Annotated in this window: 20 protein-coding genes; 6 read left to right on the forward strand and 14 right to left on the reverse strand. The window is 56.1% G+C overall.

Annotated elements, in window-relative coordinates:
- Positions 1-3: 3 nt before the first annotated feature.
- From nei to AC2A1E_RS11560, 12 genes are all read right to left on the reverse strand, one after another.
- Positions 4-795 (reverse strand): endonuclease VIII, encoded by a 792-nt coding sequence (nei, locus tag AC2A1E_RS11505; RefSeq protein WP_484383854.1) that lies wholly within the window; start codon positions 793-795, stop codon positions 4-6.
- Between the two features lie 67 nt (positions 796-862).
- Positions 863-1507: a pyroglutamyl-peptidase I gene (gene pcp, locus AC2A1E_RS11510; protein ID WP_484383855.1), complete on the reverse strand. Its 645-nt coding sequence runs from the start codon at positions 1505-1507 to the stop codon at positions 863-865.
- A gap of 9 nt (positions 1508-1516) precedes the next feature.
- Positions 1517-2524 (reverse strand): DUF979 domain-containing protein, encoded by a 1008-nt coding sequence (locus tag AC2A1E_RS11515; RefSeq protein WP_484383856.1) that lies wholly within the window; start codon positions 2522-2524, stop codon positions 1517-1519.
- Positions 2521-3252: a DUF969 domain-containing protein gene (locus AC2A1E_RS11520; RefSeq protein WP_459399423.1), complete on the reverse strand. Its 732-nt coding sequence runs from the start codon at positions 3250-3252 to the stop codon at positions 2521-2523. Before AC2A1E_RS11520 ends, AC2A1E_RS11515 begins: the two co-directional genes overlap by 4 nt.
- Before the next feature lie 53 nt (positions 3253-3305).
- Positions 3306-4043: a 5-oxoprolinase subunit PxpA gene (gene pxpA / locus AC2A1E_RS11525; protein ID WP_484383857.1), complete on the reverse strand. Its 738-nt coding sequence runs from the start codon at positions 4041-4043 to the stop codon at positions 3306-3308.
- Positions 4033-4965, reverse strand: a complete 933-nt coding sequence (gene pxpC, locus AC2A1E_RS11530) for a 5-oxoprolinase subunit PxpC (protein ID WP_484383858.1) — start codon at positions 4963-4965, stop codon at positions 4033-4035. Before pxpC ends, pxpA begins: the two co-directional genes overlap by 11 nt.
- The gene (gene pxpB / locus AC2A1E_RS11535) at positions 4959-5615 is read right to left on the reverse strand and encodes a 5-oxoprolinase subunit PxpB (protein ID WP_473190467.1); all 657 of its coding nucleotides are present in this window, start codon (positions 5613-5615) and stop codon (positions 4959-4961) included. Before pxpB ends, pxpC begins: the two co-directional genes overlap by 7 nt.
- Positions 5616-5748: 133 nt before the next feature.
- The gene (locus AC2A1E_RS11540; RefSeq protein WP_484383949.1) at positions 5749-6492 is read right to left on the reverse strand and encodes a type 2 GTP cyclohydrolase I; all 744 of its coding nucleotides are present in this window, start codon (positions 6490-6492) and stop codon (positions 5749-5751) included.
- A gap of 291 nt (positions 6493-6783) precedes the next feature.
- Positions 6784-7764, reverse strand: a complete 981-nt coding sequence (locus tag AC2A1E_RS11545) for an MBL fold metallo-hydrolase (protein WP_484383859.1) — start codon at positions 7762-7764, stop codon at positions 6784-6786.
- Between the two features lie 22 nt (positions 7765-7786).
- On the reverse strand, positions 7787-9211 hold the full coding sequence (gene phrB / locus AC2A1E_RS11550) for a deoxyribodipyrimidine photo-lyase (RefSeq protein WP_484383860.1): 1425 nt from the start codon (positions 9209-9211) through the stop codon (positions 7787-7789).
- Positions 9212-9226: 15 nt separating this feature from the next.
- Entirely contained in the window at positions 9227-10180 is a 954-nt protein-coding gene (locus AC2A1E_RS11555) for a YbgA family protein (RefSeq protein ID WP_484383861.1), read from the reverse strand.
- 133 nt (positions 10181-10313) lie between these two features.
- On the reverse strand, positions 10314-10520 hold the full coding sequence (locus AC2A1E_RS11560; protein WP_484383862.1) for a DUF2517 family protein: 207 nt from the start codon (positions 10518-10520) through the stop codon (positions 10314-10316).
- Between the two features lie 430 nt (positions 10521-10950).
- On the opposite strand from AC2A1E_RS11560, the gene AC2A1E_RS11565 reads away from it, so the two are divergent.
- From AC2A1E_RS11565 to kdpE, 6 genes are read left to right on the forward strand one after another with little or no spacing between them, the layout of a single operon-like run.
- Positions 10951-11040 carry a K(+)-transporting ATPase subunit F gene (locus AC2A1E_RS11565; RefSeq protein WP_459399431.1) on the forward strand — a complete coding sequence of 30 codons (90 nt, stop codon included), beginning with the start codon at positions 10951-10953 and terminating at the stop codon, positions 11038-11040.
- Positions 11040-12737: a potassium-transporting ATPase subunit KdpA gene (gene kdpA / locus AC2A1E_RS11570; protein WP_484383863.1), complete on the forward strand. Its 1698-nt coding sequence runs from the start codon at positions 11040-11042 to the stop codon at positions 12735-12737. Before AC2A1E_RS11565 ends, kdpA begins: the two co-directional genes overlap by 1 nt.
- Before the next feature lie 13 nt (positions 12738-12750).
- Positions 12751-14820: a potassium-transporting ATPase subunit KdpB gene (gene kdpB / locus AC2A1E_RS11575; protein WP_484383864.1), complete on the forward strand. Its 2070-nt coding sequence runs from the start codon at positions 12751-12753 to the stop codon at positions 14818-14820.
- A gap of 18 nt (positions 14821-14838) precedes the next feature.
- Entirely contained in the window at positions 14839-15408 is a 570-nt protein-coding gene (gene kdpC, locus AC2A1E_RS11580) for a potassium-transporting ATPase subunit KdpC (RefSeq protein ID WP_484383865.1), read from the forward strand.
- Between the two features lie 30 nt (positions 15409-15438).
- Positions 15439-18132, forward strand: a complete 2694-nt coding sequence (kdpD, locus tag AC2A1E_RS11585; RefSeq protein WP_484383866.1) for a two-component system sensor histidine kinase KdpD — start codon at positions 15439-15441, stop codon at positions 18130-18132.
- Positions 18133-18145: 13 nt separating this feature from the next.
- A complete protein-coding gene (gene kdpE, locus AC2A1E_RS11590; RefSeq protein WP_484383867.1) occupies positions 18146-18835 on the forward strand; it encodes a two-component system response regulator KdpE in 690 nt (229 codons plus the stop codon).
- Between the two features lie 209 nt (positions 18836-19044).
- Here the strand turns inward: kdpE and pgm are convergent, their stop codons facing one another.
- Both pgm and seqA read right to left on the reverse strand, forming a co-directional pair.
- Positions 19045-20688 (reverse strand): phosphoglucomutase (alpha-D-glucose-1,6-bisphosphate-dependent), encoded by a 1644-nt coding sequence (gene pgm, locus AC2A1E_RS11595; protein WP_484383868.1) that lies wholly within the window; start codon positions 20686-20688, stop codon positions 19045-19047.
- Positions 20689-20764: 76 nt separating this feature from the next.
- Positions 20765-21301, reverse strand: a complete 537-nt coding sequence (seqA, locus tag AC2A1E_RS11600) for a replication initiation negative regulator SeqA (RefSeq protein WP_459399437.1) — start codon at positions 21299-21301, stop codon at positions 20765-20767.
- Between the last annotated feature and the right edge of the window lie 377 nt (positions 21302-21678).

Here is a 21678-nt window from a genome sequence, read left to right on the forward strand (position 1 = left end):
CAGCTATTGCTGGCACTCCGGGCACCAATAAAACGGCCGTGATGACAGAACCGTTTTCTCGATCATCGCCCCACATCGTGGGCAAGGTTCGCCACTGCGATGAAACACATTAAAGCGGAACAAAGTGCCATGGTGGCGATTATCGTCCACCTGACCTCGAGTTTGATAAGACAAGCGGGGAATTTCCAGCAACGCCTGTGCCAATCGGTGTAACTCTTCAGGTGCTAAGCCCTGCGGCTTATGTTTGGGTGCCAATTGCGCCTGCCACAAAATTTCAGCTCGCAGATAATTTCCCAACCCCGCCAAAAAGGTTTGATCAAGCAGCATGCCACCCAATTGCCGCTTGCAGAATTTAGCAGACAACAGCCGCTGTTCAACCTGCTCCACCGTTAATGCTATGTCCAGCACGTCAGGGCCGATGCGTTTTAAAAACGGATGTTGCTCAATTTCGCCACGCAGTGCGAGAGTGATATCAGAAGCGCTATACAACAAAATCGCCCAGTCGGCCGTTTCCAGCCGAACGCGCAGATCGCGCTTGGTTTCCGGTGTCTCTCCGGCTTTCACCACTTTCCACACGCCGTAAAGCTGGTTATGGCTGTACATCGTCAACCCGTTGGAGAAATCGGTTAACAAGGCTTTTCCCCGCGGTTCGATAGCGGTAATACATTCTCCAAGCAAATCAGCTTGATAGTGTTTCAGTTGGGGAAAGGCAAACCAGACTTCAGTCAGCGGTTGGCCAATCATCACCGCCGCCAGTTTATCTGCCGCCCGGCGAATCTCCGGTCCTTCTGGCATACCACACTCCTTAACTGAAAAGGGCCCTGCGTACAGAGCCCTCAGATTTTAACCCATGGAACACGCCTTAATGCGTTGATCCACCCACCACTTTCAAATCATGCTCAACCTGCAACGCAAGCAAAATAGCCAATTCCAATGCAAGCAACACGGTCTGGCCCGCCATACTCGGTGCACCAGGGTGGAACGCGGCCTGTTCCGGCAAATACGGGATATGGATAAAACCGCCCTTCACTGCCTGTTGCCCACTTAAGCGATGCAGCAGACCATACATCACATGATTGCACACGTAGGTTCCGGCAGTCTGCGAAACTGAAGCAGGGATCCCGGCTTCACGCAGCGCATGCACCATCGCCTTGATGGGCAAAGTGCTGAAATAAGCCGCCGGCCCTTGTTCAACAATCGCCTGATCGATCGGCTGTTGCCCTTGGTTATCGGGAATACGCGCATCATCAACGTTAATCGCCACCCGTTCCAGGGTAATATCGACGCGCCCACCTGCCTGCCCCACCGCCAGCACCAAGACTGGTTGCAATTCATCAATGGCCGCGTTCAGCACCGTTAACGCTTCACCAAACACGCAAGGCAGTTGGCGCGCAACGATACGCGTACCAGCAACTTCCCGCTCGTCGAGCTGCTTCACCACTTCCCAGGAAGGATTCACCTGCTCGCCGCCAAACGGCTCAAACCCCGTGATTAATACTTTTTGCATAAGGCCCTCCTACAGGAACATCAGGAAATACAGCAAGAAGACGTTCACTATCAGCAAAGTGACCCCGGTTGGGATCTGCGCCTTGATCACCGCGTTCTTGTCTGGCAGCTCCAGTAATGCTGCTGGCACAATGTTGAAGTTAGCCGCCATTGGCGTCATCAAGGTGCCGCAATAGCCGGAGAACATGCCGATGGCCGCCATCACCGCCGGATTACCACCGTGTTGCAGCACCAGAATGGGGATACCGATACCGGCAGTGACAATCGGGAACGCAGCAAACGCGTTGCCCATCACCATGGTCAGCACCGCCATACCAATAGCGTATACCGCCACGGCGATGAAACGGTTGTCTACCGCCAGGTATTCCTGCGTCAGATGAGAAATCGCGGTGCCAACACCAGCCGTGGTGAACAATAAGCCCAACGTAGCCAGGATCTGCGGCAGAATAAACGCCCAACCGATGGAATCCAGCAGACGGCGCGCTTCCTGCACCGGCTGCAGGGCTTTTTCATGGGTCATCTTCACGGCAATGAGCAGGCCCAGCACGCAGCCGACCGTCATCGAGAATAACGTGATCAGCGTGGCATGATTACCGCTACCGAACACCGCATTTTGCAATGCCGGAATGTTGTTGAACAGCAGCACGCCGATCACCGTCACCACCGGAATGGCCAGAGCAGGAATAAACAGGCGGTTCCCCAGCCGCTGAGCGCTGGCTTCGCGCTCCTGTGGACTACGCTGATGATAACTACCCAGGCGAACACCGCCAAAACCGGCGATCAATGCCATCACCACCACCAGCACACCCACGATAATGTGCAATTGGCGTTTGGCTTCGGCACCGCTGCCGAACAGCCCGTAGGTCCAGTCTCCCACCAGGAAGATCAAACCGTACAACATCCAGAATAGACCCGTAGTCACACGACGTGGGTTAGCGCGATCGCGGAACGACATCACCGCGACGATCAGTAATACGGCACCGGCCAGCCAGTAGAGATATTGTTGCTGGAAATTCATTTGCCAGCTCCTTTCGCTTGCAGCGCGGCTTGATTGAGCTTGCTCAGCTCTGCGGTCAGTTGCTTATCCATGCGATACAAACGGAACGCGTGGATCAGGAAGGCAAAGATCGCCGTTGGGATCCCCCATAGCGCAATATGCAGCGGCTCGGTCTGAATACCGCCGGATTCCAGCATAAAGTTATGCATAAAGATGATCGCGCCAAAAGCCACGAAGATATCTTCACCAAAGAACAAACCGACGTTATCGGTTGCCGCAGACATCGCACGCAGCCGATGGCGCACATGCTCAGGCAGATCACCGTAGCGGTTTTCCGTTGCGCCTTCGGCCATCGGTGCCAACAGCGGGCGCACCATCTGTGGATGGCCGCCCAGACTGGTCAGCCCCATCGCTGCGGTGGCTTCACGCACGAACAGATAGACGATCAGCAAACGCCCGGCGGTGGCACTTTTGATTTTGGCGATCCACGCCTGCGCACGTTCCTTCAGACCGTGACGTTCCAACAGGCCGATAACCGCCAACGGTAACAGCAGGATCAACGGCAGGTTACGGGTATTGATAAAACCCTCCCCCAGTTTTTCCAGAATCACGTCTAGCGGCATCAGTGCCGCCAGCCCGGTGATAATCCCGGCGGCGATCACCACCAGCACCGGGTTAAAGCGTAGAACGAATCCAACCACGATGGCGGCAATGCCGATCAGTGGCCAGAGGTTTACTGCTTGTTCCATAGTTTTCATCCCTTATAGGTTGTGTTTCTTATTTTTATAACAATACAGCCAGGTTAATCCGCACTGACGCGGATCTGCTGTGCGGCAAAGCTCTCACGCAGCTTGCGGGCATAGGCCAACGCATGTTCACCATCGCCATGCAGACAAACCGTTTCGGCCTGAACGGCGGCCCAGGTTCCTGCCACGGTGCGTACCCGATGATGACGCACCATCTCCAGCGTTTGCTCCAGCGCCAGCTCATCACTGGCGATCAACGCACCAGGCTGACCGCGCGGCACCAAAGTGCCATCGGTCTGATAACCGCGATCGGCAAACACTTCCTGCCGCGTCGCCAACCCCAGTTTCTCTCCGGCACGAATCAACTCACTGCCAGCCAAGCCAACCAAACGTAATGCAGGATCCACCGCCAGCACGGCACGGGCAATAGCTTCCGCCAACTCGGGCTCCACGGCAGCCTGGTTATACAACATGCCGTGGGGTTTCACATGCACCATTTTGCCGCCTTCAGCACGGGCGATCGCCGCCAGCGCACCAAGCTGATAAACCACCTGCGCGTGAACCGTTTCCGCAGGTAACTGCATGCGGGTACGGCCAAAGTTTTCCCGATCGGGGAAACTTGGGTGTGCACCAATAGCCACCCCGTATTGCAGCGCCCAGCGCACCGACTGACGCATGGTTTGCGCATCACCGGCATGGAAGCCACAGGCGATATTGGCGGAGCTGACCAGTTGCAGCAACGCCTCATCATTGGCACAGCCTTCGCCGAGATCGGCGTTCAAATCAACGATCATTTAACCCCCAGGCAATCTGTTGAATAAAGTGATCCTGCTCGGCTTTGGCACGCTGCGCGTCGGCCAATGTGCAGGGGATAAAGTGAATAGCCTCACCCAATCTAATCTGCGCCAAATGGTAGAGATCGGCTTCAATCACGCAGGCAATACGCGGATAGCCACCGGTGGTCTGTGCATCGGCCATCAGCACGATCGGCTGGCCGTTATGTGGCACCTGCACCACGCCCGGCAACAACCCATGGGAGAGCATTTCACGCTCAGTGGTTCTTGCCAGCGCAGTGCTGCCATGCAGACGATATCCCATCCGGTTACTTTGCGGGCTGAGCTGCCAGGCCGTGCGCCAAAAGGCATCCTGCGCTTCTTGGCTGAACTCGTGATATTCCGGCCCTGGTAACGCCCGGATGCGGTTGTTGAACAGCAACTGTTTCACGCCTAGGCTATTAACCGGTAATTTGTGGCTATTACCCAAGGGTAAAACGTCGCCATCTTTCAGTTGTCGCCCACCAAACCCGCCGAAACCGGCTTTTAAATCGGTACTGCGCGACCCCAGCATCTCTGGCACCGCAATTCCGCCCGACACCGCCAGATAACTACGCATGCCGCGTTTAGGCGTTTTCAGCGTCAGCTTTTGGCCTTTTTTGACCGGGTAACGCCACCCCGTCCACAGCGAGTTGCCATCCAACTGGGCATCGCAACCGGCACCGGTCAGGGCGATCCAACCATTTTGGGTAAATTCAGCGCTGAACTGCCCAAGCGTGACCTCCAACCCGGCGGCCTCTACTGAGTTGCCCACCAGCAGATTAGCGATTTTCAGCGCAGGCACATCCAGTGCCCCGCCCTGGCTAATCCCCAAGCGGCGAAAACCGTTACGGCCCAAATCCTGAACCGTGGTGTAAATACCGGCACGCAGAATTTTCAGCATACTCCCTCCTTCTGCGGCACAAAGCGCACGTTGTCGCCAGGGCGTAACAGCGTCGGCGGCATTTCATTGGGATTAAACAGGGCAAGCGGCGTACGGCCAATCAGTTGCCAGCCACCGGGCGTGACGAGCGGATAAATCCCCGTCTGGCCGCCGCCGATGCCCACCGAACCGGCAGCAACCGACAGGCGCGGCTCCGCCCGACGCGGCATCGCCAGCCGTTCCGGCATGCCACCCAGATAGGTGAAACCCGGCTGAAAACCGAGGAAATACACCACGTAGGCCACCGAGGAATGGCATTCCACCACCTGCTGCGGCGTCATGCCGGTGTACTGTGCTACCTCGTGCAGATCGGGGCCATCCTCCCCGCCGTAGATCACCGGTATATCCACATCGCGGGATTCCGGTACCAGGCTTTCATTATCCTCCCACCCCTGCCGCAACAGCTCCAACATGGCTTCGGCATCCGCCTGCGGCGTATACAGCAGCAGCGTCAGGTTATTCATGCCTGGAACCACTTCGCGCACGTCAGTATGGTGGTTAAGCTTTTCCGCCAATGCCCAAATACGTTGCTGACTCTGCAACGTAACCGGTGGTGCCAATTCAAGCACGACTGCTCTTTCCCCTAACAGGTAATATTGTGCTCGCTGCACCTTGTTCTCCTTATTTATTGCAAAACGCATCAGTTATGCGTGACGGCGGCCCGGCTGTCAATAGAACAACCTTTGCTAAAGTAAGGGTTTAGAATGGGTTACGGGTTCGGCCAAGCGAACCCGTAAGGGGAAATCAGGCAGGATTCGGGATATCGATAAAGGTCACATCAAAGCCATGCTGCTGCGCCAACCACTCTCCGAGCGCCTTGATCCCACCGCGTTCGGTGGCATGGTGGCCTGCGGCAAAGAAGTGCAAGCCCATTTCCCGCGCCGTATGGATGGTTTGTTCAGAAACCTCGCCGCTGATAAAGGCATCGACACCAAACCGTGCGGCGCTGTCGATAAAGCTCTGACCACCGCCGGTGCACCAGGCCACTTTGCGGATCTGTTCCGGCGCATTATCGCCACAGTGCAACACTGTGCGGCCCAAGCAATTTTCGATACGCTGTTGCAGCTCACTGCCACTTAGCGGTTGTTCAAACTCACCGTGCGGTAGCAAAGATTCAACCTCACCCAGCACGCGGATCCCGAGCATCTTGGCCAGTTGGGCGTTATTGCCCAGCAGCGGGTGCGCGTCCAGCGGCAGGTGATAGCCGTACAGATTGATATCATTGCTCAACAGCGTTTTCAGCCGATTACGTTTCATGCCGCGCACCGACGGCGCTTCGTTTTTCCAGAAATAACCGTGATGCACCACAATGGCATCGGCCTGATGTTCCACGGCGGCATCAAGCAGCGCCTGACACGCCGTCACGCCGGTGACAATACGCTGCACCTGCGCGCGCCCTTCCACCTGTAGGCCATTTGGCCCATAGTCCTGAAAAGCGGCGCAGTTCAGCTCGGTGTTAATCAGATTTTCCAGATCGAGGTTATGCATACTCATCTCACTTTTTTTACCCTATGGATTTCAAGATGCAGGTAGGCGACAACTGAGTGACAAATCGGTCAGAGACCGATTTGAACAGCGCTTGCGCTGGCTCGTATGGGGGAGCCTCAGCCATGAGGCTCATCATCCCCAGGAGCTTACAGAAGTCAAGTGACTGGGGTGAGTGACAAATCTGCGAAAGCAGATTTGAACGCTGCTTGCAGCGGTCCCGAAGGGACGAGGCCCAGCATGGGCCGAGTAACGCAGCCAACACCCCTGCAACTTGAAAGACGACGGGTATATTCAAAATTGTTGCCGGTCGCCCTGCTCCATCACCATAAACTTCACCCCCAGCTTATTACCCTGCTCTAGCTGCTGCCTGATGGTAGCACGCACATCCTCCCCCTGCTTCAGGCTGGGTTTGATATGGCTGATCACGATGGGCAGATCTTTCAGCGAACCTTCCTCACCAATATATTGCTGCAAGTTTTTCAGCTCTTTCAGCAACCAGGCTGGGGTCAGATGACCATAGAGCGATTTATCTTCCACGCCGTTAGGGTAAGAGGTTTCGATAATCATACCTTTCAGCTTCTTCTGCTCAATCAGTGGCCCTAACACACGCCAGATGGCATCGAGGTTGCGTGACTGTTCCAAGACATCTGGACCCGTATCACCAAAATAGGCAAATGAGCCTTCGCGATCGCTAATCAGCAACATTGAAGAAGGGTAGCGATCGTGGCTGAGCGGATACATCACGCCGCTCAAGCCGGTCAGCCCCAGGGTAACTCGCTGTTGCGGGCGTACCGTTTGCAAACGGTAGGTCCCCAGCCGCGCGCCATTACCCGCATCGGTAAAGTTGGGCCAGGCCTTCCAGTTGAAATAGTGGTTGCGCAGCGTCAGAACGGTATCCGCCTGCGCATAAAGGGTTTTCTTGTTGTCTTGCGGTGAGCCGATGATCAACCCGGCGACATGATCCAAGTGTGCGTGGCTGATAAAGTAACTGTCGATCAGTTGGCGGAACACATAGCCCTGCGGAGTATAAGGGGCCGCCAATTCAGGCGTCACCTGCGGGAAGCTGCCCTTTTGCAGCCCCTTGGCAATGCCCGGCAGCAATGAACCGGCATCCAGTGCCAGATATTGCGTTTGCTTGTCGCTGCGGATCAGGTAAGAGGTCAGATTGCCATCGCTGACGCCGCCGTCGACGCCCAGCGCCACTACGTCAAAGCCGGCCATCGCCAGTGCGGAATACCCGCTCAGGCACAAAGCCAGCATTTTTTTCATCATCAGGAAGCTCCTTGGTGTTGCTTTAAGATCCCCCTCGCTTGGCGGCTTCGAAGGCCGCCAGCGTATCCAGCCGGGCCTGCTTGTGATCGACAATCGGCAGCGGGTAATCCAGCACGCGTCGCTGTTTTTCTGCCCAGCGATGGGGTTGGTGAATATCATTGTCCGGTACATCCGTGAGTTCAGGCAACCATTTACGGATAAAAGTGCCTTGCGGATCAAAACGTTCGCCCTGTGTGGTTGGATTAAAAATACGGAAATAAGGTGCGGCATCGGTACCGGTAGAAGCAGCCCACTGCCAGCCACCGTTATTGGCCGCCAGATCGCCATCCAGCAGTTGAGACATGAAATAACGCTCACCGGCACGCCAGTCGATCAACAGATCCTTTACCAGAAAACTGGCGCTGATCATCCGTAAGCGGTTGTGCATCCAACCGGTTTGATTGAGCTGGCGCATAGCGGCATCAACAATCGGGTAACCGGTCAGGCCCTGTTGCCAAGCCAATAGCGCCTTGTCATCGGCTTTCCAGGTTACCCTATCGGTCCACTCAATAAAGGGACGGTGCTTGCATAACGCAGGATGCGCTACCATCAGGTGACGATAAAATTCGCGCCAGATCAGTTCGTTCAGCCAGCAGAAAGCGCCGCTTTCCGGGTTTTCCAACACCTCCGGGCATTCAGCGCGCAGTCGGTTAAAACACTGCCGTGGCGACAGCACGCCGATGGCCAGATATGGCGATAAACTGCTGGTGCCGGCTATCGCCGGCAGATCGCGCAGCTTTGCATAATCCTGCACCTGTTCGCGGCAGAAAGTCCGCAAGCGTTGCAATGCCGCCTCTTCACCGGCCGGGTAAGCACTCCCTACATCCGCTAAGGGATAATCGAAGGCCTCCGGCACGGTAACTTTCACCGCTTCGCCGCGTGAACGCGGGGCAGGCAATGAACTGACATCGGATTCGGTCAGGCGTTGGATAAACGCCCGGCGAAACGGCGTGTAAACCTTGTACATTTCGCCACTGCCGGTTTGCACGCTGCCCGGAGGTAACAGCAGGCTATCGTCAAAGCTGTGGCAAATCACCTTGCCCGCCAGCTGTTGTTCAAGCAGCGCATCACGCTGGCGCTCATTGATTTCATACTGGCGGTTGTAAAACAGCGCGGTGATCTGCCGCTGCTGGCAGAAATCCACCAGCCAGCGCGCTGAATCAGCAAAATCGTGGCATTGATGGCAAATCAGCTCAATACCGCGCTCCGCCAACGCCTGCTGAACCTGTAACAGGTTAGCGTAGATAAAGGCCGCCTGGCGCGGTGCCATCTCATGCTGTTGCCACTGCCCAGGCGTAGCAACAAACACCGCCAGTACCTTGGCATCAGGATCGCGACAGGCAGCCTGTAGCGCTTTGTTGTCGGTAACACGCAGATCGTTACGCAACCAGACCAGATGGGTAGTCATAGCATTCCTTGCTGATTAATGGCCATAACGCAAACGCAGCGCTTCCGGGTAGGGTTCGAAATAGCGCTGCTGCGCCAGATAGCTATCAGGATATTCAGCCATGTAATGTTTCAACAGGGTGATAGGGGCCAGCAAAGGTTGCATCCCCTGGCGATAACGATCGATTAATTGCGCCAGTTCCTGACGCTGAGCGGAACTGAGCTGGCGGCGGAAGTAGCCCTGCACATGCATCAGCACGTTGGTGTGGTTACGGCGAGTCGCTTTGTGCCGCAACAACGCCATCAAGCGGCTGCGGTACTCCACGGTAAACTCTTCCAGCGATGCCCACTTTTCAATGCCTGCCACAAAACGCCCCAGTTCGCGGTATTCGGGTTGTGAATGTGCCAGCAGTGAAAGTTTATAACGACTGTGGAAAGCGATCAGCCCGCCGCGCGTCAGGCCTTTACGCCACAGCATGTTCAGCTCATAGAGCGCAAACACCCGCTCAACAAAGTTCTCACGCAGCACCGGATCGTTCAGGCGGCCATCTTCCTCTACCGGTAGCCACGGCATCTGGCGCATCAGTTCGGCGGTGAACAGCCCAACGCCGCTTTTGCGCGCCCCTTCGCCATTCTCACCGTACACCTTAACCCGCTCCATACCGCAACTGGGCGATTTGGCGCAGACGATATAACCGCATAAATCCTGTAGGCCGGCAACACGCTGCTCGGAGAATTGCTGCATCTTATCGGTGACATCTACCGTGCTGTCATTACTGTTGCACAGCACCGTCTCTTGCTGCTTTTTCATCAGCCGCAGCGCTGGCCGCGGCGCGGGCAAACCAATCGCCATTTCCGGGCAGATGGGTTCGAAGCGCACATAAGGGGCTAATTGCTCAACGGCAAACGCGAACCGCTTGTGACCACCATCAAAACGTACTGTCCCGCCCAACAGGCAAGCGCTAATCCCTACCGGAATTTTGTCACTCATATTTCACGCCCTAAAATGTTAGATGATGCAAAAAGTGTAGAGGAATTCGCGCGTTAGTACGACCTAGTAATGCACAAACAAAAAACCCCCGCCAAAATTGACGAGGGTTTCAGTGCGGGTACGCTCGCAGCAATCAATAAAAATCGCCAGACGCGGACTCTGCCTGCTGCAACCAGACCGGTTTATCACTGGTTTTTGACCAGACACGGTGCAAATAGCTGTAAAAACGGGCGCGATCTGAAAAGAACAGCATCACCGGTAAAGTCAGCAGCAGCGCCAGAAGCACTGCGCTACGGCGCAGGAAGATCCGATGCAACGGATAGGCGTGATAGTTAGACATGCGAACCTCCTTGAAAACACCTGCGGCGGAACTATCAGGAAACCGTACGGGCGTAAAAATTAAAATTAAGATGATTTGAAAACTGAGCAAAATTTTACCGCAGTTGTTGTAATTTTACTACTCATCCGACCACCAAACTGGTTAAAAAATCGCAAAAAAAGCGCAATCACGTAATTTTGTTACATCAAAGTTAATAACAAACTTAATTCAGGTTGCATGATGGTTGCTCGCCGATGACATGTTTTTTCTCCCCTAAATGACAGTAACAACACCGATTACGTCGACTTTCACGGCTACAAAATGAACTTTTCTGCTTTAATTTCAGCCATTTTTATACTTTCTTTACACCTCTCAGCGCTATTTTTTCATTTTCTTTCCACCCCGCTCCCTACACTCAGCGTATCCAAAACAACACCTCTGGAGGTGTCCCGTGAATTTCAGCGTTATTGGTGGTGCGCTGTTGGTTCTGCTGCTGTTGGGTTATTTGATTTATGCCCTGTTTAATGCGGAGGACTTCTGATGGCAGCTTCAGCCTTCTTACTGATTGCCAGCTTTATGCTGGTGCTTCTGTTGCTGGCCCGTCCACTGGGTGGCTTTATCGCCCGGCTGATCGAAGGCGAACCGCTACCGGTGCTGCGTCATTTTGAAAGCGCCGTCTGGCGCTGTTGCGGTAGTGACACCGCAGAAATGAACTGGTGGCAGTATGCCTTAGCGATCATGTGGTTCAATATCCTCGGGCTAGTACTGCTGTTTGTACTGCTGATGGCCCAAGGTTCATTGCCGCTTAACCCGCAAGGATTCGCCGGATTGCCTTGGGATCTGGCCTTCAATACCGCCGTCAGTTTTGTCACCAACACCAACTGGCAGGCTTACAGCGGTGAAAACACCCTCAGCTATCTCAGCCAGATGGTTGGGCTGACGGTGCAGAACTTCCTGTCTGCCGCCACCGGTATTGCTGTGGCCTTTGCTCTGATCCGCGCGTTTGCCCGCCGCTCCAGTGCCACCATCGGTAATGCCTGGATCGACATCCTGCGTATTACTCTGTATGTGCTGTTGCCGCTGGCGCTGCTCATCGCGCTGTTTTTTGTCAGCCAGGGCTCACTACAAAACTTGCTGCCTTACCTGCATCTGAACACATTAGAAGGTGCGCAACAAACGCTGCCGATGGGGCCGGTGGCCTCGCAGGAAGCGATCAAAATGCTCGGCACCAACGGCGGTGGTTTTTTCGGGGCTAACTCCGCGCACCCGTTCGAGAACCCGACGGTGCTGACCAACTTTGTGCAGATGTTGGCGATCTTCCTGATCCCTTGCGCACTGTGCTTCGCTTTTGGTCAGGTCGCCGGTGAAAACCGCCAGGGCCATGCGCTGATCTGGGCGATGGCGCTGATCTTCGTGATTGCGGTGATCGTGGTGATGTACGCCGAGCTGGCAGGTAACCCGCATCTGAGCGCACTGGGCAGCGCCAGCAATATCAATATGGAAGGCAAAGAATCCCGCTTCGGCATTCTCGCCTCCAGCATGTTCTCGGTGGTCACCACGGCGGCCTCCTGCGGTGCCGTCAACGCCATGCACGACTCCTTTACCCCGCTGGGCGGCCTGGTGCCAATGTGGTTGATGCAGATTGGTGAAGTGGTGTTCGGCGGCGTTGGTTCCGGCCTGTACGGCATGCTGCTGTTCGTGCTGCTGACGGTGTTTATTGCCGGGCTGATGATTGGCCGCACCCCGGAATATCTCGGTAAGAAAATTGATGTTTATGACATGAAAATGACCGCGCTGGCGATCCTGGTTACCCCGACGCTGGTGTTGTTGGGAACCGCGCTGGCGATTGCCACCGACGCAGGTCGCGCAGGCATTCTCAACCCCGGCGCGCATGGTTTCAGTGAAGTGCTGTATGCCCTGTCTTCCGCCGCCAACAACAACGGCAGCGCCTTCGCCGGTTTAAGCGTCAATACGCCGTTCTATAACCTGCTGCTGGCCTTGGCCATGTTCGTCGGCCGCTTCGGGGTGATCCTGCCGGTATTAGCGATTGCAGGCTCTCTGTGCGTCAAAAAACGCCAACCAGCGGGTAACGGTACGTTGCCGACTTACGGGCCGCTGTTTATCGGCCTGCTGATCGGCACCATCCTGCTGGTCGGTGCATTGACCTTTGTTCCAGCGCTGGCGCTGGGCCCGGTAGCCGAGCATTTACAGCTTTGGTTGGCAAACTCACAGTCATAGAGAGAACAAAACGATGACTCGTAAACAACGTGCGCTGTTTGAGCCAGCATTACTCCGTACCGCGCTGATTGATGCGGCGAAAAAGCTGGATCCGCGTGTGCAGTGGCGCAACCCGGTGATGTTCGTGGTGTATATCGGCAGCATCCTGACCAGCGCCATCTGGTTAACTATTCTGGCAGGCAAAACCGACGGTAACGCCGCTTTCACCGGCAGTATCTCGCTGTGGCTGTGGTTTACCGTGCTGTTTGCCAACTTTGCCGAAGCCTTGGCCGAAGGGCGCAGTAAAGCCCAGGCCGAAAGCCTGAAAGGCACCAAAAAAACCAGTTGGGCGAAGAAGCTTGCCAACGCGAAACGCGATGCGGCCAGCGAGAAGGTGTCTGCCGAAAGCCTGCGCAAAGGGGATATCGTACTGGTGGAAGCCGGTGACACCATCCCGTGCGACGGTGAAGTGCTGGAAGGTGGAGCCTCGGTGGATGAAAGCGCTATTACCGGTGAGTCCGCGCCGGTGATCCGCGAATCCGGCGGCGACTTCTCTTCGGTCACCGGCGGGACACGCGTGCTGTCTGACTGGTTGGTGGTGCAGTGCAGCGTGAACCCAGGTGAAACTTTCCTCGATCGCATGATCGCCATGGTGGAAGGGGCTAAACGCCGTAAAACGCCCAATGAGGTGGCGCTGACCATTCTGCTGATCGCCTTGACCATCGTCTTCGTACTGGCAACCGCCACCCTGTTCCCTTACTCGCAATACAGCGTGGAAGCGGCAGGCAGCGGCACCGTGGTCTCCATCACGGTATTGGTGGCGTTGCTGGTTTGCCTGATCCCCACCACCATCGGTGGGTTGCTGTCCGCCATCGGCGTGGCCGGGATGAGCCGCATGCTGGGGGCCAACGTGATTGCCACCAGCGGCCGGGCGGTGGAAGCCGCCGGTGACGTTGATGTATTGCTGCTGGATAAAACCGGCACCATCACGCTGGGTAACCGCCAAGCCTCTGAGTTTCTGCCTGCGCCGGGCGTTAAAGAGCAGGAGCTAGCCGATGCCGCGCAGCTTTCCTCACTGGCGGATGAAACCCCAGAAGGCCGCAGCATTGTGGTGCTGGCGAAGCAGCGCTTCAACCTGCGTGAACGTGATTTGCAGGCCTTGAACGCCACCTTTGTGCCCTTCTCTGCGCAAACCCGCATGAGCGGCGTTAACGTGCAGGATCGGATGATCCGTAAAGGGGCCGTCGATGCCATTCGCCGCCACGTGGAATCGAATCACGGCCACTTCCCGCGTGCCGTCGACGATCTGGTGGAAAGCGTGGCACGCACCGGCGGTACACCGCTGGTGGTGGCCGAAGGGCCGCGCGTGCTGGGCGTGGTGGCATTGAAAGATATCGTGAAAGGTGGGATTAAAGAGCGCTTTGCCGAACTGCGCAAAATGGGCATCAAAACGGTGATGATTACCGGGGATAACCGCCTGACCGCCGCTGCCATCGCTGCCGAAGCCGGGGTGGACGATTTTCTGTCAGAAGCTACCCCCGAAGCCAAACTGGCGCTGATCCGCCAATATCAGGCCGAAGGCCGCCTGGTTGCGATGACCGGTGACGGCACCAACGATGCCCCAGCGCTGGCACAGGCCGACGTGGCGGTTGCCATGAACTCCGGCACCCAGGCAGCCAAAGAAGCAGGCAACATGGTGGATTTGGACTCCAACCCCACCAAGCTGATCGAAGTGGTGCATATCGGCAAACAGATGCTGATGACGCGCGGTTCGTTGACCACCTTCAGCATTGCCAACGATGTGGCGAAATACTTTGCCATTATTCCGGCGGCATTTGCCGCTACCTATCCGCAACTGAATGCGTTGAACATCATGAACCTGCATTCACCGTCATCCGCCATTATGTCGGCGGTGATCTTCAACGCGCTGGTGATTGTATTCCTTATCCCACTGGCGCTGCGCGGGGTGAGTTATAAAGCGATGAGCGCAGCGGCACTGCTGCGGCGTAATCTGTGGCTGTACGGTTTGGGTGGGCTGTTGGTGCCGTTTGTCGGTATCAAGCTGATCGATCTGCTGCTAACCGCGCTGCATATGGCCGGTTAAGATAATGAGGAAATGATGATGTCTTACTTACGCCCTTCACTGGTAATGCTGATTCTGCTGACGCTGATCACCGGCATCGCCTATCCGCTGCTGACCACCGGGCTGTCACAGCTGGTGTTCAGCAATACCGCCAACGGTTCGCTGCTGTATCAAGGGGATAAAGCGGTCGGTTCGGCGTTGATCGGCCAGAACTTCGCCAAACCAGAGTATTTCTGGGGCCGCCCTTCTGCCACCGCCGATTCGGCTTATAATGCCATGGCATCCGGTGGCAGCAATTTGGCCACCACCAACCCGGCGCTGGATAAAGCCATCGCCGAACGGGTGAAACAGCTGCGCCAGGCCAACCCAGCGATGAGCGGGCCAATTCCGACCGATCTGCTGACCGCTTCCGGCAGCGGGCTGGATCCGCAGATTTCGGTGGCAGCAGCGCAGTATCAGTTGGCTCGGGTAGCCAATGCCCGTCAGTTACCGACGGAACAGATCGCCAAGCTGATTGAGCAAAACACCGAGCGTGCCACCCCCAACTTTATCGGGGAATCGGTGGTCAACGTGCTGAAGCTGAATCTGGCGCTGGATGCACTGAAATAAAAGTTTGCCTAGGTATAAAAGGAACTCCTGATGGTGGATGAAGAACAGCAACGCCCCGATCCCGACAGCCTGCTGGCGTTAGCCAATGAAAAGCCGCGCGGCAAGCTGAAAGTCTTTTTCGGTGCCTGTGCCGGGGTAGGCAAAACCTATGCGATGCTGCAAGAGGCGCAGCGCCAGCGTGCCCAGGGGCTTGATGTGCTGATTGGAGTGGTGGAAACCCACGGCCGCAGCGAAACCGCCGCGTTGCTGGAAGGGTTATCGGTTCTGCCCCAAAAGCGCATCCAGCACCGGGGGCGCTTAGTGCATGAGTTCGATCTCGATGCCGCTTTGGCGCGCCACCCGGCCCTGATCCTGATGGATGAACTGGCGCACAGCAATGCTTACGGTTCGCGCCACCCGAAACGCTGGCAGGATGTGGAAGAACTGCTGGATGCCGGGATTGACGTGCTGACCACCGTTAACGTGCAGCATCTCGAAAGCCTCAATGACATTGTGGGTGGCGTGACCGGCGTGCGGGTCAGAGAAACGGTGCCCGATCACGTCTTTGATGAGGCTACCGAAGTGGTGCTGGTGGACTTGCCGCCAGACGATCTGCGCCAGCGGTTGAATGAGGGCAAAGTCTATATTCCCGGCCAGGCCGAACGGGCCATTGAGCACTTCTTCCGTAAAGGTAACCTGATCGCCCTGCGCGAACTGGCATTGCGCCGCACTGCCGATCGCGTCGATGATCAGATGCGGGCTTTTCGCGACAGCCAAGGGCGGGAAAAAGTCTGGCATACCCGCGACAGCATCCTGCTGTGCGTCGGCCACAACAGCGGCAGCGAAAAGCTGGTGCGCATCGCCGCTCGCCTGGCTGCCCGCCTCGGTTGCCACTGGCATGCGGTTTATGTGGAAACCCCAAAATTACATCGCTTACCGGAGAACCAACGCCGGGCGATTTTGCGTGCGTTACGGTTGGCGCAGGAACTCGGGGCAGAAACCGCTACCCTTTCCGATCCTTCAGAAGAACGCGCCGTGCTGCGCTACGCCCGTGAACATAACCTGGGCAAAATCATTATCGGCCGTCGGGGCGAACAGCGTTGGAAAATGCGCGGCAGCTTTGCCGATCGTCTAGGCCATCTCGGCCCGGATCTCGATCTGGTGATCGTCGCATTGGAAAACGATGCCCCCTTACCGCAAAGTAAGGAGCACGACAACCGTACCTTTAGCGAGAAATGGCGTTTCCAGCTGCGCGGCTGCGCGCTTGCCGTGGCGCTTTGCGCCATCATTACGCTGCTCTCGCAATGGCTATTGCCGGGCTTTGATTCAGCCAACCTGGTGATGGTCTATTTATTGGGTGTCGCCATCGTTGCCCTGTTCTTTGGCCGCTGGCCGTCGGTGTTTGCGGCAGTCATCAACGTCGCCAGTTTCGATCTGTTTTTTGTGCAACCGGAGTGGTCATTTGCCGTCAGCGATGTGCAATATCTGCTGACGTTCGCCGTGATGCTGACCGTCGGCATCACCATCGGTAACCTGACCGCCGGTGTACGCTACCAGGCGAGGGTAGCTCGTTACCGGGAACAGCGGGCTCGGCATCTGTATGAAATGTCCCGCGGACTTAGCCAGGCGCTGAACAGTGAGGATATCGCCAAAACCAGCCGCCACTTCCTTTCCAGCAGTTTTCAGGCAAAAACCCTGCTGTTATTGCCGCAGGAAGACGGTTCATTGAAGCAAATGGTGGGGGAAGAAGGCGGCATGCTGTCGGTGGACGAAGCCATTGCCCGTTGGAGTTACGACAAAGGCCTGCCTGCGGGTGCAGGGACCGATACGCTGCCCGGCGTGCCTTACCAGTTGTTACCGCTCAAGACCTCAAAGCAAACCTTCGGTCTGCTGGCAATCGAGCCCACCAACCTGCGCCAACTGATGGTGCCAGAGCAACAGCGCCTGCTGCAAACCTTTGCCGTGCTGATCGCCAGCGCATTGGAACGCCTGCATCTGGCACGCAGCGCCGAAGCGGCCAAGCTGGATACCGAACGCGAGCAACTGCGTAACTCCCTGCTGGCCGCCCTCTCGCACGATCTGCGCACGCCGCTCACCGTGCTGTTTGGCCAGGCGGAAATCCTGACGCTGGATCTGGCTGCCGAAGGCTCTAGCCACGCACCGCAGGCCAGCCAGATCCGCCAACAGGTGTTAAGCACTACCCGGCTGGTGAATAACCTGCTGGATATGGCGCGCATTCAGTCCGGTGGTTTTAACCTGCGTAAAGAGTGGCAGTCGTTGGAGGAGATCGTCGGGGCATCGCTGCATATGCTGGAACCGCTGCTGACCCTGCACGAGATCAAGGTTGAACTGCCCCCCGAGATGGTGCTGATCAACTGCGATGGCAGCCTGCTGGAACGGGTATTCACCAACCTGTTGGAAAACGCCAATAAATACGCCGGTGCCGAGGCGGTTATCGGCATCCGCGCCCGTATACTGCCTGAATGGCTGGAAGTGGAAGTGTGGGACAACGGCCCCGGTATCCCCGCTGAGCAGAAGCAGCTTATTTTTGATAAGTTCTCCCGTGGTAATAAAGAATCCGCTATTCCGGGCGTCGGTTTGGGGTTGGCGATTTGCCGTGCCATTATTGAAGTACACGGCGGCCGCATCTGGGCAGAAAACGGCGAAAATGGCGGTGCCAGTTTCCACTTTATGCTGCCGCTGGAAACCCCGCCCGAGCTGGAAGGTGAAGGCTTTGACTTATAGATGATGAGGCACTGTGACCACCACGCCAACCAACATTCTGATTGTTGAAGATGAGAAAGAGATCCGTCGTTTCGTGCGTACCGCGCTGGAAAACGAAGGTTTACGGGTATTTGAAAGCGAAACCTTGCAGCGTGGGCTGATCGAAGCCGGTACGCGCAAGCCGGATCTGATTATCCTCGATTTGGGGTTGCCGGACGGCGACGGGCTGAACTATATCCGCGATCTGCGGCAATGGAGTGCTATTCCGGTGATCGTGCTTTCAGCCCGCCATGCAGAAGAAGACAAGATTGCCGCGCTGGATGCCGGGGCCGATGATTATCTCAGCAAGCCTTTTGGGATTGGCGAACTGCTGGCTCGCGTGCGGGTGGCACTGCGCCGCCACTCAAGTAGTCAGCAGGAAAGCCCGTTGGTGACCTTTTCTGAAATTACCGTTGATCTGATCAACCGCCGCGTGTTGCGCAATGATGAAGATCTGCATCTGACCCCCATCGAATTCCGCTTACTGGCCGAACTGCTGGCCAATTCCGGCAAGGTGATCACCCAACGCCAGTTGCTGAGCCACGTCTGGGGGCCAAATTACGTCGAGCACAATCACTATCTGCGTATCTATATGGGCCATCTGCGGCAAAAGCTGGAGGCCGACCCAGCGCGCCCCAAGCATTTACTGACGGAGACCGGCGTCGGCTATCGCTTTATGCCCTGAAACTACAGGCACAAAAAAAGCGCTGTAAAAACAGCGCTCAGACTGCTGACAAAGCCCGTTATTAGGGAGAGCGTGCCGAAGGGGTCGTAGCGGCGTAAGCCGCCGGAGCGCCCCTCGGTGCGCTAGGCCCGGGTATCTCGGGCTTAATACCATTTTGTCATCAAGCTCAGCGCTGTAAAAACAGCGCTTTTTCAACGTGGAAGCAGAGATTATTTGGCTGAAGCTAACACAGCGCTGACGATCTCAACCGCTTCATGCTCGATCTTCTCGCGGTGCTTAGCACCCAGGAAGCTTTCGCAATAGATCTTGTACGCTTCTTCAGTACCTGAAGGACGCGCGGCAAACCAGCCGTTGTCGGTCATCACTTTCAGCCCGCCAATCGACGCCCCGTTACCCGGCGCAGCCGTCAGGCGTGCGGTGATAGGATCGCCAGCCAACATACTGGCCTTGACCATATCGGGTGACAGTTTGGACAGCGCCGCTTTCTGCGCCGAAGTGGCCGGTGCCTGCAAACGGTTGTAGCTCGGCGCACCAAAGCGCTCAGCCAGCCCATCATAGTGGTGCTGTGGATTCTCACCGGTTACGGCGGTGATTTCTGCCGCCAGCAAGCACATGATAATACCGTCTTTATCGGTGGACCATGGCGTACCATCGAAACGCAGGAACGATGCCCCGGCGCTTTCTTCACCGCCAAAACCGAAGCTGCCGTCGAACAAGCCATCAACAAACCATTTGAAACCGACCGGTACTTCCACCAGCTTACGGCCCAGATCGGCCACCACGCGGTCAATCATCGCGCTGGAAACCAGCGTTTTACCGACGGCAACGTCAGCGCCCCAGCGTGGACGATGCTGGAACAGGTAATTAATCGCGACGGCCAGATAGTGGTTCGGGTTCATCAGGCCTTTTGGCGTGACGATACCGTGGCGGTCGTAGTCAGGATCGTTGGCAAACGCCAGATCAAACTTGTCACGCAGCGCCAGCAGGCCTGCCATGGCCGACTCGGACGAGCAATCCATGCGGATAATGCCGTCGTGATCGAGGTGCATAAAGCGGAAGGTCTGATCGATGGAGTCGTTCACCAGCGTCAGATCCAGTTTGTAATGCTCAGCAATGCGCTGCCAGTAGGCAATGCCGGAACCGCCAAGCGGATCGACACCCAGTTTCAGGCCTGCGCGCTGAATGGCTGGCATATCAACCACCTCAACCAGCCCTTCCACATACGGCTGCACCAGATCCTGCGCATGCAAATGGCCGCTGTTCCAGGCCTGAGCCAACGTTTGGCGTTGAACGCCCTGAAGCTTAAGCTCAAGCAGTTCGTTGGCACGTTTTTCGATCACCGAAGTCAGATTGGTGTCGGCCGGGCCGCCGTTAGGTGGATTATATTTGATGCCGCCGTCTTCTGGCGGATTGTGCGACGGAGTGATGACGATGCCATCAGCATGCGCGCCGCCCTTGCGGTTGTAGCACAGGATCGCATGTGAAACCGCCGGCGTTGGGGTAAAACCGTTGTTTTCCTGAATCACCACGTCCACACCGTTGGCCGTCAGCACTTCCAGCACGGAAATAAACGCCGGTTCAGACAGGGCATGGGTATCTTTACCCACATAGCAAGGGCCAGTGGTGCCTTGCTGACGGCGTACTTCAGCAATCGCCTGAGCGATGGCCAGAATGTGGGCTTCATTGAAGCTTTGGCGCAACGCACTGCCGCGATGGCCTGAGGTGCCGAATTTCACCGCATGAGCGGCATTGCCTGCTTCCGGTTGCAGCACGTAGTACTGCGATGTCAGTTGGGCTACGTTGATTAAATCACTTTGCTGAGCAGGTTGCCCGGCACGTGGGTCATTCGCCATCGACTCTCTCCCTAATGCCAGTACTGCAGCCGGGCAATGTGTCGCTGACGGCCACCGTGACGGGCTGTTTGCTAAATTAGACAGTTCCGCAAACTTTCTCGATCAGTTCCGCCGGGAACTGCATAGCCTGCATGATGTGTTCGACCATGCTGCGTTTGCGGCCAGTATTGGTATTGGTAATTACCCAGTAAGGCGTCCCCGGAACGTGTTTCGGTTTTGTATGCGTTCCATTTGCCAGCAGGGTTTGCTGATCGCCGGCAAAATAAGTACGGGTACGGCCATGCAATGCATCGGTCGCCGCGGTAAAACCCACTGCATCAATCGTATACAGTGTGGAAAGTACCAGCATAAAACGATTTACAGCTTTGCTCTGTTCGGCGTATTCATCTGACAACAACAGTTCGCGCACGGCACGTACGCGATCGCGCGCGGGGGGTACCGCAACGGCAGGCGCCTCTGCCTTGGCACCCGCAGCGACAGGCGCGACGCGCACCGGCTGCCCAGCGGTAAACTTCAACATACGCCGTAAAATATCGGACGCACTTTCACCAATATGCTGCGTGTGGCTGGCAATATAACGGTAAAGTTCTTCGTCGACTTCTATAGTTTTCATCTTTATCCAAAACAATAATTCAATTGATTTTTATAATGTTTGACGGCCATTAAAGAAAATCTCAATGCTGCCCTACATTTTTCCAACCATCTGGTTTTTACGATATTTCACTGCTTTGGCGTAGATTAACAGACTCTAGAGGGCCAGCCAACTTCCCCCGCAGTGACATTGGGTTGTCACCATGAGCTTTTCTGGATTGATATTCAACAAGGGGGGCGGCAACAGGCTTTCAGGATGTGCCTGGATGATGCGGTGACAAATCGAATCTTTTCAGGCCCTGTCCAAGCCCGTTATCAGGTAAATAGGGCTATAGCAGACTAAGAAGGAGCAAACTTGAACCATTTTATGTGGTCAGAAAGATGGGGCACCCAATGTGC

The organism is Serratia sp. HNCC26DJ206, from assembly GCF_057180605.1.